This window comes from Bacillus cereus group sp. MYBK108-1 (genome assembly GCF_051917185.1).
Lineage (GTDB): Bacteria > Bacillota > Bacilli > Bacillales > Bacillaceae_G > Bacillus_A > Bacillus_A cereus.
Genome location: NZ_JBQAHZ010000047.1, coordinates 1 through 15,692 on the forward strand (window position 1 = coordinate 1; position 15,692 = coordinate 15,692).

A 15,692-nucleotide genomic window follows, 5' to 3' on the forward strand; every position below is an offset into this window, starting at 1 on the left:
TTGACGTTTCACGTTGTTTGTTTCGTTCAGTTTTCAAAGAACTACTTGGTCGCTCATTTGCGACTTCCTTATGTTAACATCTTCGTTAGTTAATGTCAACTAAGTTTTTCATTTCGTTTGTCGCTTTCGACGTTAATGTCATCGGCGACTTGTTCTATATTACACCTCTAAGCTCTAATCGTCAATATATTTTTATAAAAAATATAAAAAGGCTTATTTCTTTTAAAATAAGCCTTTTTATCACATATCATTCTATTCATTTATTATTTTTCTATAATTGGTAACGAGACGATAAATTGAATAGTGCCATCCCTATATTCCGCTCGAATACTACCACCTTGTAACTCAACAATACTTTTCGCAATCGCTAAACCGAGTCCCGACCCTTCCGTTACTCTACTTCGAGATTGATCCTTCTTATAGAAACGTTCAAACAAATTCGCTAACTCTTCTCTTGTAAACTCTTCACTATGATTCGCAATTACAATTTGTATATCCCTACGCTGCCTTTGAAGAGAAACTTTTATCTCTCCATCATCTTTACTATACTTAATTGCATTCATTAGTAAATTATCAAATACACGAACCATCTTTTCCGAATCAATCGATGCATAAGCACGTTCCTCAGGAAACTTCTTAACAAACGTAAGTCCATGCTCTTCCGCTTGCGGTACTAACTCTTCTATTAATTGCTCAAGCAACTCATTTACACATACTTCTTGTTTTTCTAATACAACTTGTTCATTTGTTAACTTCGTATACTCAAATAAATCTTCTATTAAATTTTTTAACTGCTCCGACTTTGCAAAAGCAATTCTCGTATACTCATCGTGTTGTTCTTTATTTTCATATTTAGAATCTCGAAGTAATCGTAAGTAACCCATAATAGAAGTAAGTGGTGTACGCAAATCATGCGATACATTTGTGATAAGCTCATTCTTTTGCTTTTCTAATTTACGTTCCTTTTCTATATTATTCATAAGCTCTTCTGCCATATTATTAATATTCTCCGTTAAAGCTGCAATCTCATCTTCACCTTTTTTCTCAATGCGGTAGGCTAAGTTACCTCTTTCTATTTCCTTTACGCCTTGTGCCATTGCTTCAATCTGCTTCATCTTTCTCTTTGTTATATAGAAGAAAGAGAAAATGAATACAAGTACACCAATTAAAAACGGGAATGGTCCTTCTTGCGTATCATATATTACCTCTCCCTCTGGAATTCCACTAACAAACATGTACAAATTCTTTCCTTCAATAGTAATAGGTGAAAAAGATATAAACTCTTTTCTTGTACTTTCAAATACATTTCTACCATCTGTATAATTAATCGCGAATGATGCTGCATTACGAATCGTATTATGCAAATCGATTTGCTCTTCTTGCGCTTGCTTTGTTTTATATAAAACTTTACCACTTTCATCAGTAACCAATATCTTCAAAGCTCTAGACCCTTGCTCTAAATTTTGGTTCTCCATTTCGATCATATTTGATATAGCTTCTAATTTATTTTCATGAACCGAACTATTTGCCGCTCCTTGAGCTTGGTGATTAATTTGTTCCATACCAGCCCGATAATCGATAGTTGCTTGACGATTCGCATTCTCAAAAAACGGTGCTGCTGCCTTTGCTGACAAAACTCCTAATAACGCACAAGCAGCAAAAGTAGTAATCAATTGAATCCTTATACTCTTTCGTACGCTCTTTACTAATTTCTCAATTAATTGTCTTATTTTCCTTATATAAGTAAACGGATTAAATATCTTTTTCAATCTTATACCCCACTCCCCATACTGTTTTTATATACCTAGGTTTCCTTGGATTCTCCTCAATCTTTTCACGCACTTTTCGAATATGCACCATTACAGTATTATCAGACTGGAAAGATCGTTCGTTCCACACCTTTTCATAAATTTGCTCCGCACTAAACACCATACCTGGATTTCTAGCTAGCAATTCTAAAATTGAAAATTCCCTCGGAGTTAGTTTCACTTCTTCTCCCTCTACAATAACTTTATGGGTCGAGATGTTGATTTTCATCTCCCCAATTTCTAACTCGTCCTCATTTTGAATAGCGAAACCATTCATTTTCATATAACGGCGTAACTGAGATTTAATTCGTGCAATCAGCTCTAACGGATTAAACGGCTTCGTTACATAATCATCTGCCCCTGTTGTTAATCCTAAAATCTTATCCATATCTTGCGTTTTGGCAGAAAGCATAATAATAGGCATTTCTTTCGCTTCCCTTACCTTCATACACATATGAATACCATCCACTTTCGGCATCATAATATCTAATACGACTAGATGTACTTCATTTTCTTCCAATAGACGTAATCCTTCTTCTCCGTCTCCTGCTTGTAATACTTTATATCCTTCATTCTTTAAATAGATTGTAATTAAATTCCGAATTTCTTTTTCATCATCTACGACAAGTATTGTTTCGTGTGCCACAATATCTCCCCCATCACTTTTTTAATCCCTAACTTCTATTATAGGAAAACTTCTGAAGAAAAACGCTCGGAAATCCTTAAGATTTTCTGAAGACGCAAAAAAGGTCTAGACTCCCCTTAAGTCTAGACCTTTAAAAAACCCCTTTTATTTACGAACGTAGATGAAATATAGTACGAATAAAACTCCCATAACATACATAATCGGATGAACCTCTTTACGACGACCACTCACTACCATTGTAATTGGATAGAAGATAAATCCAATCGCAATCCCAGTTGCGATACTATACGTAAGTGGCATAGAGATAATTGTAAAGAATGCTGGCACTGCAATCTCGAATTTCTTCCAATCAATTTCCCCTAAGGAAGAAACCATCAAGATTCCTACAATAATTAAAGCCGGCGCCGTTACAGCTGGCGTTACAACACTTAGTAATGGCGAGAAAAATAGTGCCAGTAAAAAGAATCCTGCTGTTACAACTGCTGTAAATCCAGAACGTCCTCCTGCTGCTACCCCTGCAGACGATTCAATGTAAGACGTTGTTGTTGATGTACCAAGAATCGCACCAATTACAGTTGCAATCGCATCTGCAAATAACGCTTTTCCTGCACGTGGTAATTTATTGTTCTTCATTAATCCTGCTTGATTTGCAACCGCTACAAGCGTACCTGCTGTATCAAAGAAATCGATAAAGAAGAACGTTATAATAACAATCCCCATTTGAACTGTGAAAATATCTCCAAAGTGCGTTAACGCCACGCCGAAAGTTGGTTCTAGACTCGGTATTGCTCCCACCACAGCTTTCGGAGTATCAATTAATCCTGTTGCTACTCCTAAGATCGCTGTAAGAATCATACCGTAAAATACTGCACCATTAATTTTCTTAATCATGAAGATGATCGTAGTAACAACCCCGAAGATTGCTAGTAACGTTGTACCCTTTGTTAAGTCCCCCAACCCAACAAGAACTGCATCATTTTTCACGATAATTCCGGCATTTTGGAATCCAAGAAATGCAATGAACAATCCGATACCTGCTGCTACTGCAAACTTTAACTCCGATGGAATTGCATTGATGATTTTTTCACGAATACCTGAAGCAGTAAGAATAATAAAGATAATACCTGACATTAATGTTCCGGCAATTGCTGTTTGCCATGGAATCCCCATCGTTAACACTGCTGTATAAGCAAAGAACGCGTTAATTCCCATACCTGGCGCTAAAGCAATTGGATACTTCGCGAAAATACCCATAATTAACGAACCGATCGCTGCCGCTAATGCCGTAGCAACGAATACTGCACCTGGATCCATCCCTGTACCTGCTGGTAACCCTTTAACATTTCCAAGCGACAGCGTAGCAGGATTGACAAATAGTACGTAAGCCATAGATAGAAATGTCGTTAACCCTGCTATGAACTCAGTCTTATAATTCGTACCGAGCTCATCAAACTGAAAATAGCGTTTCATCCTACGTTTCCCCCGTTATATGATTACTCGCCGCATTTCTCCTAGCCCTCTTTTATCCCGAGAAACAAAAAAGGCTTCCATTGCATATATACATGGAAGCGTTCTATGAATAAAGATAAGATTCCCCTCACCTTTATAAAAACGCCTCGTAGTCAAGCCATTTACGGTAGCTAGGTAGAAACTTTCGGGCCATATCCCCGATATTATACGACGGCTATAATATTCACTTTTTGTTTGAATTACATAATCATATTAACTCGACGAAGTAGTTTTGTCAATTTAAAAACGAACGTTTTTATAAACTTTTATAGTTTCGTTCGTATTAACACCAAAATAAAAAAGATCCACCTATGCATAAGCAATAGATGGACCTTTTTATAAATACTATTCCCACTCAATAGTTGCTGGTGGCTTACTCGTTACATCATACACGATACGGTTAACGTGTTTTACTTCGTTTACGATACGTACAGAGATTTTCTCTAATACGTCCCAAGGGATACGTGCCCAGTCAGCTGTCATACCGTCGATAGATGTTACCGCACGGATACCTACTGTGTAATCGTAAGTACGCTCGTCACCCATAACACCTACGCTACGCATACCAGGAAGCGCAGTGAAGTATTGCCAGATTTCACGGTCTAAGCCCGCTTTAATAATTTCTTCACGTAAAATCGCATCAGATTCACGAACGATTTCTAATTTCTCTTCTGTGATTTCACCTAATACACGAATACCAAGACCCGGTCCTGGGAATGGTTGACGCCATACGATTTCATCAGGAATTCCTAATTCAGATCCTAATACACGTACTTCGTCTTTAAATAACGTGTTTAAAGGCTCAATTAATTTGAACTGCATGTCTTCTGGAAGTCCACCAACGTTATGGTGAGATTTAATTGTTTGCGCAGTTGCTGTACCACTCTCAACGATATCTGTGTAAAGTGTACCTTGCGCTAAGAAGTCCATACCTTGTAATTTTGACGCTTCATCATCAAATACGTAAATGAATTCGTTACCGATGATTTTACGTTTTTGTTCTGGATCTTCTACACCTTTTAACTTGTCCATGAAGCGGTCTCTTGCATCCACTTTAATAACGTTCATATGGAAGCCTTCGCTAAATGTTTTCATAACGCCTTCTGCTTCACCTTTACGAAGTAAACCGTGGTCAACGAAAATACATGTTAATTGATCACCAATTGCTTTATGAATTAATACTGCTACAACAGAAGAGTCTACACCGCCACTAAGTGCGCATAGTACTTTTTTGTCTCCAACAGTTTCACGAATCTTTTCTAATTCTACTTCAATAAAGTTCTCCATGTTCCATCCTTCAGAACAACCACATACGCCGAATACGAAGTTTTTAATTAAATCGTTACCGTGCTCAGAGTGACGTACTTCTGGGTGGAATTGTACACCGTATAAGTTTTTCGCTTCATTGCTCATACCAGCAATTGGGCAAGACTCACTTGTTGCATCTACTACGAATCCTTCAGGTAAACCAGTTACTAAGTCGCCATGGCTCATCCATACAACTTGCTCTTCTGGAAGGTTCGCATATAATTTTGATTCGTTCTCTACTTTAAGAACAGCTTTTCCGTACTCACGGTGATTTGCACGCTCTACTTTACCACCGAAGTGTTGCGTCATAAGCTGCATACCGTAACAAATACCGAAGATTGGTAAACCTAGTTCAAAGATTTTTTCATCACAATGTAATGCACCTTCACCGTATACACTATTTGGTCCACCAGAGAAAATAATCCCTTTTGGATTCATTGCTTTAATTTCTTCTGCAGTAATTGTATGTGGATGAAGTTCACTGTATACACCGAACTCACGAATTCGACGTGCTATTAACTGATTGTATTGACTTCCAAAATCTAAAACGATAATTGTATCGTGTTGTTTCTTCAAAATAATCACCCCAACGTTAGTTCTCGTATATAAATATTTTCACCAATTTGGTGAAAAGCATTACCAATATAATAAAAAAAGCCAGTCCTCCGCCTCTAGTCTCATAACAAAGAAAAGGCAGGGGTCTGGCTTTATAAAGAAAGATAGTCTCCGCTCTTTATAAATATAAGACACACTGCCTTCATAGTCAGGTTGTTTACGGTAACCCGGTAGAGACTCTCAAACCATATCATTGAGGATATATGAAGGATCGTTTTATATTATCTTCCTAGATTCTAACAATGAAGTATCAATATGGTCAAGAGAGAAAGCGACAAAATTCTACAGAAATTCATTTCCTTTTCTAAAAAACATAAAAAAACATCCATTTCTATATAGAAATGGATGTTTTTTAGGACAAACGGAATTACATCATTCCGCCCATACCGCCCATGCCCATGCCACCCATGTCAGGCATTGCTGGTGCATTTGGTTCTGGCTTGTCAGCTACTACAGCTTCAGTTGTTAAGAACATAGCTGCAACAGATGCTGCGTTTTGAAGTGCAGAACGAGTTACTTTAGCTGGATCTACGATACCAGACTCAAGCATGTTAACCCATTCGCCAGTAGCTGCGTTGAAACCAACGCCTACTTTTTCGCCTTTTAGACGCTCTACAACTACAGATCCTTCTAGACCAGCGTTGATTGCGATTTGACGAACTGGCTCTTCTAGTGCGCGAAGTACGATGTTGATACCTGTTGCTTCGTCGCCTTCAGCTACGATAGAAGCTACTTTTGTGTATACGTTCATAAGTGAAGTACCACCACCTGCAACGATACCTTCTTCTACTGCTGCACGAGTTGAGTTAAGTGCATCTTCAATGCGAAGTTTGCGCTCTTTTAACTCAGTTTCAGTTGCTGCACCTACTTTAATTACTGCTACGCCACCTGCTAGTTTAGCAAGACGCTCTTGTAATTTTTCACGATCGAATTCAGAAGTTGTTTCTTCTAATTGCGCACGGATTTGACCGATGCGAGCTTCGATTTGTTCTGTGCTTCCTACACCTTCAACTACAGTTGTGTTTTCTTTTGTAACAACAACTTTACCAGCGCGTCCTAAAGATTCAACTGTAGCAGATTTTAAGTCACGACCTAATTCTTCAGTGATTACTTCGCCACCTGTTAAGATTGCGATATCTTCTAGCATTGCTTTACGACGGTCACCAAATCCAGGAGCTTTAACAGCTACTACGTTGAATGTACCACGAAGTTTGTTTACTACTAATGTAGCTAAAGCTTCGCCTTCAACATCTTCAGCAATGATAAGAAGTGGTTTACCTTGTTGTACCACTTGCTCTAATACTGGTAAGATTTCTTGAATGTTAGAAATCTTTTTGTCAGTGATTAAGATGTATGGGTTATCAAGAACTGCTTCCATTTTGTCAGAATCAGTAATCATGTAAGGAGATGCATATCCACGATCAAATTGCATACCTTCTACTACGTCTAATTCTGTTGTGAAGCCTTTAGATTCTTCTAAAGTAATAACGCCGTCGTTACCAACGCGCTCCATTGCTTCAGCGATTAATTGACCTACTTCTTCGTCAGCTGCAGAAATAGCAGCTACTTGTGCGATAGAAGATTTGCCTTCGATTGGTTTAGAAATCGTTTTTAATTCTTCGATTGCAGCAGTAACAGCTTTTTCGATACCTTTACGAAGACCCATTGGGTTCGCACCAGCTGTTACGTTTTTAAGACCTTCACGAATCATAGCTTGCGCTAATACAGTTGCAGTTGTTGTTCCGTCACCAGCTACGTCATTTGTTTTGCTAGCAACTTCTGCTACTAATTTCGCACCCATGTTTTCGAATGCATCTTCTAATTCGATTTCTTTTGCGATTGTTACACCATCATTTGTAATAAGTGGTGAACCAAATTTTTTCTCAAGTACAACGTTACGACCTTTTGGTCCAAGCGTAACTTTTACTGCGTTTGCAAGAGTGTCGACACCGCGAAGCATCGAACGACGTGCTTCTTCACTAAATTTAATATCTTTTGCCATAATAATTGACCCCCTTGGATTTTTTAAGATTTATATAATTAACCGATAACTGCTAAAATGTCACTTTCACGTAAAATCAAGTAGTCTGTACCTTCATATTTCACTTCAGTACCTGCATATTTTGAGAAGATGATAAGATCACCTGCTGCTACCTCTAAAGCAACACGCTCACCATTCTCAAGCACTCGACCAGTACCTACTGCAACAACTTTACCCTCTTGTGGTTTTTCTTTTGCAGTATCTGGTAATACGATACCACTTGCTGTTTTTTCTTCTGCTTGAACAAGCTCAATTACAACGCGATCACCTAATGGCTTTAGCATGAACAATAACCTCCTCATTTTGTTATGTAAATTTCTTTTATTAGCACTCAAGTCATCCGAGTGCTAACACACTTATAATAATAAATAATCTCAATTTCTTTTGCAAGTAAAAAAATCATAATTTTTTCGCAAATCACTATATAAACTTTCTATATACAATACTGCCTTTACTATATGAATCGTTGTTTCCACTGCTCGTATGTTACAATATGAAAGGACACCCTAAGTTGTTTTCGCTACACATACAACTTTCTCCTGTCTTCTATTATAATTTCAAATAAGGATTTACGAAAAAAACATAATTCAAGAGGTTTATATCGTAGGTAGCATATTTACATGTTATCCTAACTTATCTCATACACTATAGTTAGAAAGGATGGTTAAACCATTTGAAGAAACAATACTGGTGGATTATCATTACATACATTTTAATGCAGTTATCTGGCGTTGTTGGATTACCACTTCTCCTAAAAACAGGACTCTATGATAATAGAGGATTTACCATTGAAGAAAAAGGACAAATCATAACGGGACACTGGGCAATCATTAGCTTCTTTATTGCATTATGTATCGTGCTTTGGTTACTTAGAACAGATATTCGTGACAGGCATTTAGATCCAATGCGCTCTTCTGTTCCAGCTACTATTGGATGGATTTTTATCGGGTTCTTCTTAGCAATCATCTCACAATCCATTGCAGGTATGATTGAAATGTATGTATTTGGGGTTCCACGTGGATCTGAGAATACAGACAGACTGATGGACATCGCAAGAACGATACCTTGGTTCCTTATTGTTGTATCTATAATTGGACCTATCTTAGAAGAAATCGTATTTAGAAAAATTCTATTCGGCACGCTTTATAAGAAGTTTAACTTCTTTATCGCAGCTATCATTAGTTCGCTTGTATTCGCAGCAATTCATTTTGATTTTACTCACTTATTGGTATACACTGCTATGGGGCTCGTATTCGCCTTCTTATATGTGAAGACGAAACGTATTATCGTTCCGATTGCAGCTCATGTTGCGATGAATACATTAGTCGCTATTGGGCAAATTTTTATGAGCAATGAACAAATTCAAGAAATGATTAAAGAAGCTGAAAAAATGCAAGGCTTTATCGGAGGATTTTTTGTATGAGAAACTCACCATTGTTCATGGCTGCACTATACTTCCTTCTTGGATGTATCTTTACACGCTTCGCCATTACGAACGTGACAGATACAATCTGGAATATGTGGACAATACTATTTGCAGTTATGGCAACAATTGATTTTAATTTGGCACTTCGCCTTATATTAGTTAAATTCACAAAGAAGAAACAATAATAAAACGCAGAGGTCGCTTCCTCTGCGTTTTATTGTGGATAGTTTTTCAAAAAATAAACTAATGTTTGTAACTCTACAGCTAAGTCAATATGATGAATTCTAATATTCTCTGATACGTTTAATCGCGCTGGTGTGAAATTCAAAATACCGTGCACGCTTGTTTCAGCTAATCTATCTGCTACAGCTTGTGCTACTGTAGCCGGTACTGTTAATATTGCCACTTGTATATCATTTGATAATCTCTCTTCTAATTCATCTAAATGATATACAGGAATGCCCCCGATTTCTGTTCCAACTTTCTCTTCACTAACATCAAATGCCATTTCAATTTTTGTATTATTGTTTTTCGTGAAATTATAATGTAAGAAAGCGGTCCCTAAATTACCTACTCCAATAAGTGCTACACGTGTTATATCATCTTGATCAAGTGTTTCGCGGAAAAATGATAATAAATAATTTACGTTATATCCATATCCCTTTTTCCCTAACGCTCCAAAATACGAAAAATCTCTTCGTATTGTTGCGGAATCTACTTTTACTGCCTCACTCAATTCGGCCGATGAAACACGCTGCTTACCAGAAAGAGATAAGTTTTGGATAAATCGATAGTATAGAGGCAATCTTTTAGCAGTGGCTTGTGGAATCTTTTGCTGATCCATATGACCTCTCCTCTCTTCCTATCTTTATTCATATACTTTAATCAAATACAGAAGTTTAGCACTCATTAAATTCCTTGTATAATAAAGAGAAGAAGTATTCTCTCTTTATTTTAAACTATACACTATTTTTAGTATGATTGAGAAATATAAACATGGCAAAGTTAAGAAATTATTTGAGGTGAAAACATTGATTTTATTACAAGTAAACGCGCTTTCGAAATTATACGGTGCAGAAACGATTCTTGCAAACATAAAATTGGAAGTACAAACAAAAGATCGTATCGCATTAGTTGGAAGGAATGGAGCAGGAAAATCTACATTATTAAAAATTATCGCTGGTGAATTATCTCATGATGGTGGCGAAATTATAAAACCGAAAGATGTCTCAATCGGATATTTAGCTCAAAATACTGGACTAGAAACGTCTTTAACAATTTGGGATGAAATGCTAACCGTCTTTACCCACTTACAGCAAATGGAGACAAAACTTCGAAGGCTTGAGCAAGAAATGGGAAAAGAAGAAAACTTTTCAAACGAAGCTACATATGAAAGATTGTTAGCTGATTATGACCAACTACAACTCAATTATAAAGATCAAGGTGGATATCAATATGAAGCGGATATTCGCTCCATTTTAAGCGGCCTTGGCTTCCCAGTTGAAACGCACCAGACGACGATCTCTACTTTAAGCGGCGGGCAAAAAACAAGATTAGCTCTCGGGAAATTATTATTAACAAAACCAGACTTACTTATTTTGGACGAGCCTACAAACCATTTAGACATCGAAACATTAACATGGCTTGAGCAATATTTGCAAGGTTATCCTGGCGCAATATTAATCGTCTCACATGACCGTTATTTCTTAGACAAACTCGTTACACAAGTATATGAAATTTCGAATAAAGAAAGCAGACGATTTGTTGGTAACTACAGTAAATATTTAGACTTAAAATCAGCATTATATGAGCAAGAAATGAAACGTTACGAAAAACAACAAGATGAAATCGCAAAACTTGAGGACTTCGTTCAAAAGAATATAGCTCGCGCTTCTACAACGAAACGTGCTCAAAGTCGCCGTAAACAACTAGACAGAATGGAATTATTAACGAGACCATTAGGGGATTCTAAGTCAGCATCATTCCACTTCGATATTGAAAAACAAAGTGGAAATGATGTTTTACAAGTAAATGATGCAACCATCGGCTATGATGAAAACCCTATAATTGAACATGTAACTATGCGCTTAACTCGCGGAGATAGTGTTGCTTTAGTTGGTCCAAACGGAATTGGGAAATCCACATTGTTAAAGTCCATTGTGAATAAGTTACCACTATTAAATGGTGATGTTTCTTTCGGATCAAATGTATCTGTTGGTTATTATGATCAAGAACAAGCAAACTTAACATCTTCTAAACGGGTTTTAAATGAACTATGGGATGAATATCCACTGCAACCGGAAAAAGAAATCCGTACTATACTTGGGAATTTTTTATTCACAGGAGATGATGTACTGAAACCAGTATCTTCCCTTAGTGGTGGACAAAAAGCTCGATTAGCTCTTGCAAAACTTATGATGCAAAAGTCAAATTTGTTAATTCTAGATGAGCCTACGAACCACCTTGATTTAAATAGTAAAGAGATTTTGGAGAATGCTTTAATTGATTACCCAGGGACTCTTCTATTCGTCTCACATGACCGCTACTTTATTAACCGTGTAACAACGACTGTGGTTGAGTTATCAACAGAAGGTGCACAGGAATATTTAGGGGATTACGATTACTACGTTGAAAAGAAAAATGAAATGATTGAACGTGCAGAACTTGAACAGCAAGAAAGTGACGTTCCTGTTCAAAAGGTGGTTGCACAAGAGAAATTAAATTATTTAGAAGAAAAAGAGCGTAAAAAACTAGAGCGTCAACGCACTAGAAAAATTGAAGAGCTAGAACAAAGTATAGTGGAATTAGAAGAAGAAATTGCTACGTTAGAAGATCAACTTTGCTTACCAGAAATATATGCAGATTATGAAAAAGCTAGTGAAATTACAACTAAAAAGCAAACGCTACAAGAACAACTTGAAACTTGTATGGCAGAATGGGAAGAGCTGCATGTATAAGCATATTTAAATAAGGAAGATGTCTCATAAGTCAGGATTTTTGACTATGTGACATCTTTTTTTAGTACTTAAACAATTTTTTGAATATATCTATCGTAACTTAGAATATACTAACGATTTTTTAAATATATCTATTGTAACCCTATATATATTAACAATTCGACACGAAATATCGTTTTAACGACAAAGATTGACAAGATTAGCATCTTCTATAATGGGGAGATGTATCAAAATGTTTTTCGGGGATATCTTCTTGCTTTTTATTTCCCGAAAAAGAACAAATTCAAAGGTCTGACATCAACATATTTATCCACAAGTTTATACACATATCCACCTTTATAAAATAAACATCAAAATAACTTTTCCACATTATCCACAGTCAATAAAAAAGTTATCAACATTTTATATACACAATAAAACCCACATTATCAACAGATAATATGGGTTTTATCCACAACCTGTGGTTAATTATGTGTATAACTATGCTTCAATATCTAATCCTGGATTTGCATTTAAGGCTAATGTTGCACGCTTACCTTGTTCATAAGCAATTGTCCCTGCCGCTGCAATCATCGCTGCATTATCTGTGCATAAAGATAGCGGCGGAATAATTAATTCAATGTTTTCTTTTTGTGCAAATTCCTCTTCTAATCGCGCACGAAGTCCTTTATTAGCAGCTACTCCACCAGCAAGAAGTAATTGCTTTACATTATAAGCTTCTGCTGCACGAGCTGCTTTCGTTACAAGTACATCTATTACACTTTCTTGGAAACTTGCTGCTAAATCTTCTGGTGCAATTTCTATACCGCGCTGTTTTGCGTTATGCACAGTGTTGATAACTGCTGATTTCAATCCACTAAAGCTAAAATCATACGAATCCGCTTCTAGCCATGCACGAGGCAAATCAATTGTCGGTTCTCCTTCATGTGCAAGGCGATCAATATGAGGACCACCTGGATATGGCATAGATAACGTACGAGCTACTTTATCATATGCTTCTCCAGCTGCATCGTCTCGTGTTTCACCAATTACTTCGAATGAACCATGTTCTTTCATATAAACAAGTTCTGTATGCCCACCAGATACAACAAGTGATAATAACGGGAATTGAACTTCTTTTACTAAACGGTTCGCATAAATATGACCAGCAATATGATGAACACCGACTAACGGAATATCATGTGCAAACGCTACTGCCTTCGCTGCATTTACTCCAATTAGAAGTGCTCCTACTAAACCAGGACCTTCTGTTACAGCAATTGCATCAATATCATCAAATGTGATGTTTGCTTCCTTTAAAGCTTCTTCTAACACAACTGTAATTTCTTCTACATGATGACGGGATGCAATCTCTGGTACAACGCCGCCAAAACGTTTATGACTTTCAATTTGTGATGCAACGACATTCGCAATAATTTCCGTTCCATTTTTAACAACTGCTACTGCTGTTTCATCACAACTTGTTTCAATACCAAGTATAATCGTATTTTTTTCCATTATATATTCACCCACATTACGAGACCATCTTCCTGATTGTCTGCATAGTATCGTTTACGAATCCCACCATTTTGAAATCCGTATTTTCTGTATAACTGCTTTGCTACTTCATTTGATACACGTACTTCAAGTGTCATTGTTTTTACCCCTAGTTCTTTCGCTTCAGAAATAACTGCTTTCAATAGGGCATCTCCTAACTTTTGACCTCGGTATTCTGGCAAAATAGCTATATTTGTTATATGTGATTCATCAATAATTATCCACAATCCACAATACCCGACTACACGACCATCTTTTTCTAACACAATATAATGTGCATGTTCATTCATCGTTAATTCACGGTGAAAGGCATCTGCAGTCCAAGGAGTTGAAAAAGACGCTTCTTCAATAGCTACAATTTGAGCAATATCATCAAGCTCCATCTTTCTAAATATCATATCCATCTTCTGCAAGCTCCTACTTGTTTTGACTTTCTAACCACTTTGTTTCAGCTTCAGCTAAACGAAGATAGCTTGGAACAAACGTATGCACATCTTGTTCTTCTTTTTGTAATCCTAAGAATGCTAGCTCACTTGGTCTTGGGTTATTTTTAGTAAATGGAGCGAATACAGCTTGATCACCTAAATGTTCTATAATTGTTTCTTTATGCAATTTAACATCGTTACCGATAAATAAAACAGGCTGTCCTTTATCTTTTAACATTTGCAACCAGTCTACAATAAGAATAATTCGGTCTTCTTCTATTGAAGTTAACTGCTCTCCTTCATATGTATATAACCCAGTATAAATTTGCCCACGTCTTCCATCAAATAAAGGACAAATTAACCCGTTAAAGTTAGCACCGTTTGCAGCTACTACCTCTAAACTTGATACACCTACAATTGGTATTTGAAGTGACCAAGCTAATGTTTTCGCCGCTGTCACGCCTATACGAACACCTGTATAGGATCCAGGTCCAGCAGCTACAACGATTTTAGTTAATTCCTTCGGTTTTACGCCACACTCTTTTAACAGTTTCTCTACAGCTGGCATAAGACGTATAGAATGGTTTTTTGTTAAATTTGTAATGATTTCCCCAATTACGTTTTCTTCCTCAATAAGGGATACACCCATTACGTAATTTGAAGTATCAATTGCTAGTACTTTCATCTTGTAATAGCTCCTCACATAATCTAATATAGCGATCTCCAATTGGCTCGAGTATAATTTTTCTTGTGTCATCTCCAGCATGGAATAAACTAATTTGTAACTTTTCATTCGGTAAATATGCTTCTATTAAATGAGCCCATTCTACTACCGTAATTCCTTCACCGTAGAAATATTCATCAAAGCCTAAGTCCTCTTCACTTTCTGCTAAGCGATACACGTCCATATGATATAGCGGTAATCTTCCTTTATATTCTTTGATGATATTAAAGGTAGGACTATTTACAACTCTTTTCACTCCAAGACCTTTTGCTAGTCCCTTTGTAAAAGTCGTCTTACCAGCTCCAAGATCTCCTTCTAAAATAATTACGTCTTGTGCCTCTACGAGCTCACCTAGTTTTTCTGATAACCTTTGTGTTTCCTCAGAAGATTTTGTTGTTACTTCATATTTACTCACAGACTTCACCTACTTTACTCACAATGTTCTCTGCTCTTTATTATACAGGTTTTGAATATATAAAAAAGTCCTTAGGAGTTGTCCTAAGGATAGTTTGACTGTCTTTATTAGTTTTTTGTTAAAACAAATAAAAAAATACGAAACAACTTGTTTCGTTCTTTTCTTTATATGAAATGGCGGTCCCGACCGGGGTCGAACCGGCGATCTCCTGCGTGACAGGCAGGCATGTTAACCACTACACCACGGGACCATTTGGTTGCGGGGACAGGATTTGAACCTGCG

14 protein-coding genes, 1 tRNA gene and 2 riboswitches are annotated in these 15,692 nt (G+C 36.9%); of the genes, 3 read left to right on the forward strand and 12 right to left on the reverse strand.

What is annotated here, in order from left to right; translation table 11 throughout:
- Nucleotides 1–263: 263 nt before the first annotated feature.
- From ampS to groES, 6 genes are all read right to left on the reverse strand, one after another.
- A complete protein-coding gene (gene ampS, locus ACTFSL_RS30615; RefSeq protein WP_000719223.1) occupies nucleotides 264–1,769 on the reverse strand; it encodes an aminopeptidase AmpS in 1,506 nt (501 codons plus the stop codon).
- A complete protein-coding gene (locus ACTFSL_RS30620) occupies nucleotides 1,753–2,454 on the reverse strand; it encodes a response regulator transcription factor (RefSeq protein ID WP_000929885.1) in 702 nt (233 codons plus the stop codon). Before ACTFSL_RS30620 ends, ampS begins: the two co-directional genes overlap by 17 nt.
- Before the next feature lie 144 nt (nucleotides 2,455–2,598).
- Nucleotides 2,599–3,924: an NCS2 family permease gene (locus ACTFSL_RS30625; protein WP_000833082.1), complete on the reverse strand. Its 1,326-nt coding sequence runs from the start codon at nucleotides 3,922–3,924 to the stop codon at nucleotides 2,599–2,601.
- 129 nt (nucleotides 3,925–4,053) lie between these two features.
- Nucleotides 4,054–4,156: riboswitch (purine riboswitch) on the reverse strand.
- Nucleotides 4,157–4,308: 152 nt separating this feature from the next.
- Nucleotides 4,309–5,847, reverse strand: coding sequence for a glutamine-hydrolyzing GMP synthase (gene guaA / locus ACTFSL_RS30630; protein WP_000743909.1), 1,539 nt, complete (start codon nucleotides 5,845–5,847; stop codon nucleotides 4,309–4,311).
- 164 nt (nucleotides 5,848–6,011) lie between these two features.
- Nucleotides 6,012–6,113, reverse strand: a riboswitch (purine riboswitch).
- Between the two features lie 140 nt (nucleotides 6,114–6,253).
- On the reverse strand, nucleotides 6,254–7,888 hold the full coding sequence (gene groL, locus ACTFSL_RS30635) for a chaperonin GroEL (RefSeq protein ID WP_001029993.1): 1,635 nt from the start codon (nucleotides 7,886–7,888) through the stop codon (nucleotides 6,254–6,256).
- A gap of 38 nt (nucleotides 7,889–7,926) precedes the next feature.
- Nucleotides 7,927–8,211, reverse strand: coding sequence for a co-chaperone GroES (gene groES / locus ACTFSL_RS30640; RefSeq protein WP_000917311.1), 285 nt, complete (start codon nucleotides 8,209–8,211; stop codon nucleotides 7,927–7,929).
- A 389-nt stretch (nucleotides 8,212–8,600) separates the two neighbouring features.
- On the opposite strand from groES, the gene ACTFSL_RS30645 reads away from it, so the two are divergent.
- Together ACTFSL_RS30645 and ACTFSL_RS30650 are read left to right on the forward strand one after the other, a co-directional pair.
- Nucleotides 8,601–9,350 (forward strand): CPBP family intramembrane glutamic endopeptidase, encoded by a 750-nt coding sequence (locus ACTFSL_RS30645; protein WP_074047869.1) that lies wholly within the window; start codon nucleotides 8,601–8,603, stop codon nucleotides 9,348–9,350.
- Nucleotides 9,347–9,538, forward strand: a complete 192-nt coding sequence (locus ACTFSL_RS30650) for a YdiK family protein (RefSeq protein ID WP_001246201.1) — start codon at nucleotides 9,347–9,349, stop codon at nucleotides 9,536–9,538. The genes ACTFSL_RS30645 and ACTFSL_RS30650 overlap by 4 nt, the downstream gene beginning before the upstream one ends.
- 29 nt (nucleotides 9,539–9,567) lie before the next feature.
- Here ACTFSL_RS30650 and ACTFSL_RS30655 read toward each other — a convergent pair whose 3' ends face one another.
- On the reverse strand, nucleotides 9,568–10,197 hold the full coding sequence (locus ACTFSL_RS30655) for a redox-sensing transcriptional repressor Rex (protein WP_000372699.1): 630 nt from the start codon (nucleotides 10,195–10,197) through the stop codon (nucleotides 9,568–9,570).
- Between the two features lie 187 nt (nucleotides 10,198–10,384).
- Between ACTFSL_RS30655 and ACTFSL_RS30660 the strand changes: the two genes are divergently transcribed.
- A complete protein-coding gene (locus tag ACTFSL_RS30660) occupies nucleotides 10,385–12,310 on the forward strand; it encodes an ABC-F family ATP-binding cassette domain-containing protein (protein WP_000602146.1) in 1,926 nt (641 codons plus the stop codon).
- Between the two features lie 480 nt (nucleotides 12,311–12,790).
- Here the strand turns inward: ACTFSL_RS30660 and tsaD are convergent, their stop codons facing one another.
- The 5 genes from tsaD to ACTFSL_RS30685 form a co-directional block, all read right to left on the reverse strand.
- Nucleotides 12,791–13,807 (reverse strand): tRNA (adenosine(37)-N6)-threonylcarbamoyltransferase complex transferase subunit TsaD, encoded by a 1,017-nt coding sequence (gene tsaD, locus ACTFSL_RS30665; protein WP_440042931.1) that lies wholly within the window; start codon nucleotides 13,805–13,807, stop codon nucleotides 12,791–12,793.
- Nucleotides 13,807–14,250, reverse strand: a complete 444-nt coding sequence (rimI, locus tag ACTFSL_RS30670; RefSeq protein WP_000367190.1) for a ribosomal protein S18-alanine N-acetyltransferase — start codon at nucleotides 14,248–14,250, stop codon at nucleotides 13,807–13,809. The genes tsaD and rimI overlap by 1 nt, the downstream gene beginning before the upstream one ends.
- A 13-nt stretch (nucleotides 14,251–14,263) precedes the next feature.
- Nucleotides 14,264–14,956, reverse strand: coding sequence for a tRNA (adenosine(37)-N6)-threonylcarbamoyltransferase complex dimerization subunit type 1 TsaB (gene tsaB, locus ACTFSL_RS30675; protein WP_440042933.1), 693 nt, complete (start codon nucleotides 14,954–14,956; stop codon nucleotides 14,264–14,266).
- Nucleotides 14,937–15,410, reverse strand: a complete 474-nt coding sequence (gene tsaE, locus ACTFSL_RS30680; protein ID WP_000049642.1) for a tRNA (adenosine(37)-N6)-threonylcarbamoyltransferase complex ATPase subunit type 1 TsaE — start codon at nucleotides 15,408–15,410, stop codon at nucleotides 14,937–14,939. Before tsaE ends, tsaB begins: the two co-directional genes overlap by 20 nt.
- Nucleotides 15,411–15,584: 174 nt before the next feature.
- Nucleotides 15,585–15,660 (reverse strand) — tRNA-Asp (locus tag ACTFSL_RS30685).
- Between the last annotated feature and the right edge of the window lie 32 nt (nucleotides 15,661–15,692).

What these genes read in the sequence shown, in the direction of transcription:
- ACTFSL_RS30625 (WP_000833082.1), bottom strand. Translation starts at nt 3,924, where the DNA reads ATGAAACGCTATTTTCAGTTTGATGAGCTCGGTACGAATTATAAGACT.
- groL (WP_001029993.1), bottom strand. Translation starts at nt 7,888, where the DNA reads ATGGCAAAAGATATTAAATTTAGTGAAGAAGCACGTCGTTCGATGCTT.
- groES (WP_000917311.1), bottom strand. Translation starts at nt 8,211, where the DNA reads ATGCTAAAGCCATTAGGTGATCGCGTTGTAATTGAGCTTGTTCAAGCA.
- ACTFSL_RS30650 (WP_001246201.1), top strand. Translation starts at nt 9,347, where the DNA reads ATGAGAAACTCACCATTGTTCATGGCTGCACTATACTTCCTTCTTGGA.
- ACTFSL_RS30655 (WP_000372699.1), bottom strand. Translation starts at nt 10,197, where the DNA reads ATGGATCAGCAAAAGATTCCACAAGCCACTGCTAAAAGATTGCCTCTA.
- tsaD (WP_440042931.1), bottom strand. Translation starts at nt 13,807, where the DNA reads ATGGAAAAAAATACGATTATACTTGGTATTGAAACAAGTTGTGATGAA.
- rimI (WP_000367190.1), bottom strand. Translation starts at nt 14,250, where the DNA reads ATGGATATGATATTTAGAAAGATGGAGCTTGATGATATTGCTCAAATT.
- tsaB (WP_440042933.1), bottom strand. Translation starts at nt 14,956, where the DNA reads ATGAAAGTACTAGCAATTGATACTTCAAATTACGTAATGGGTGTATCC.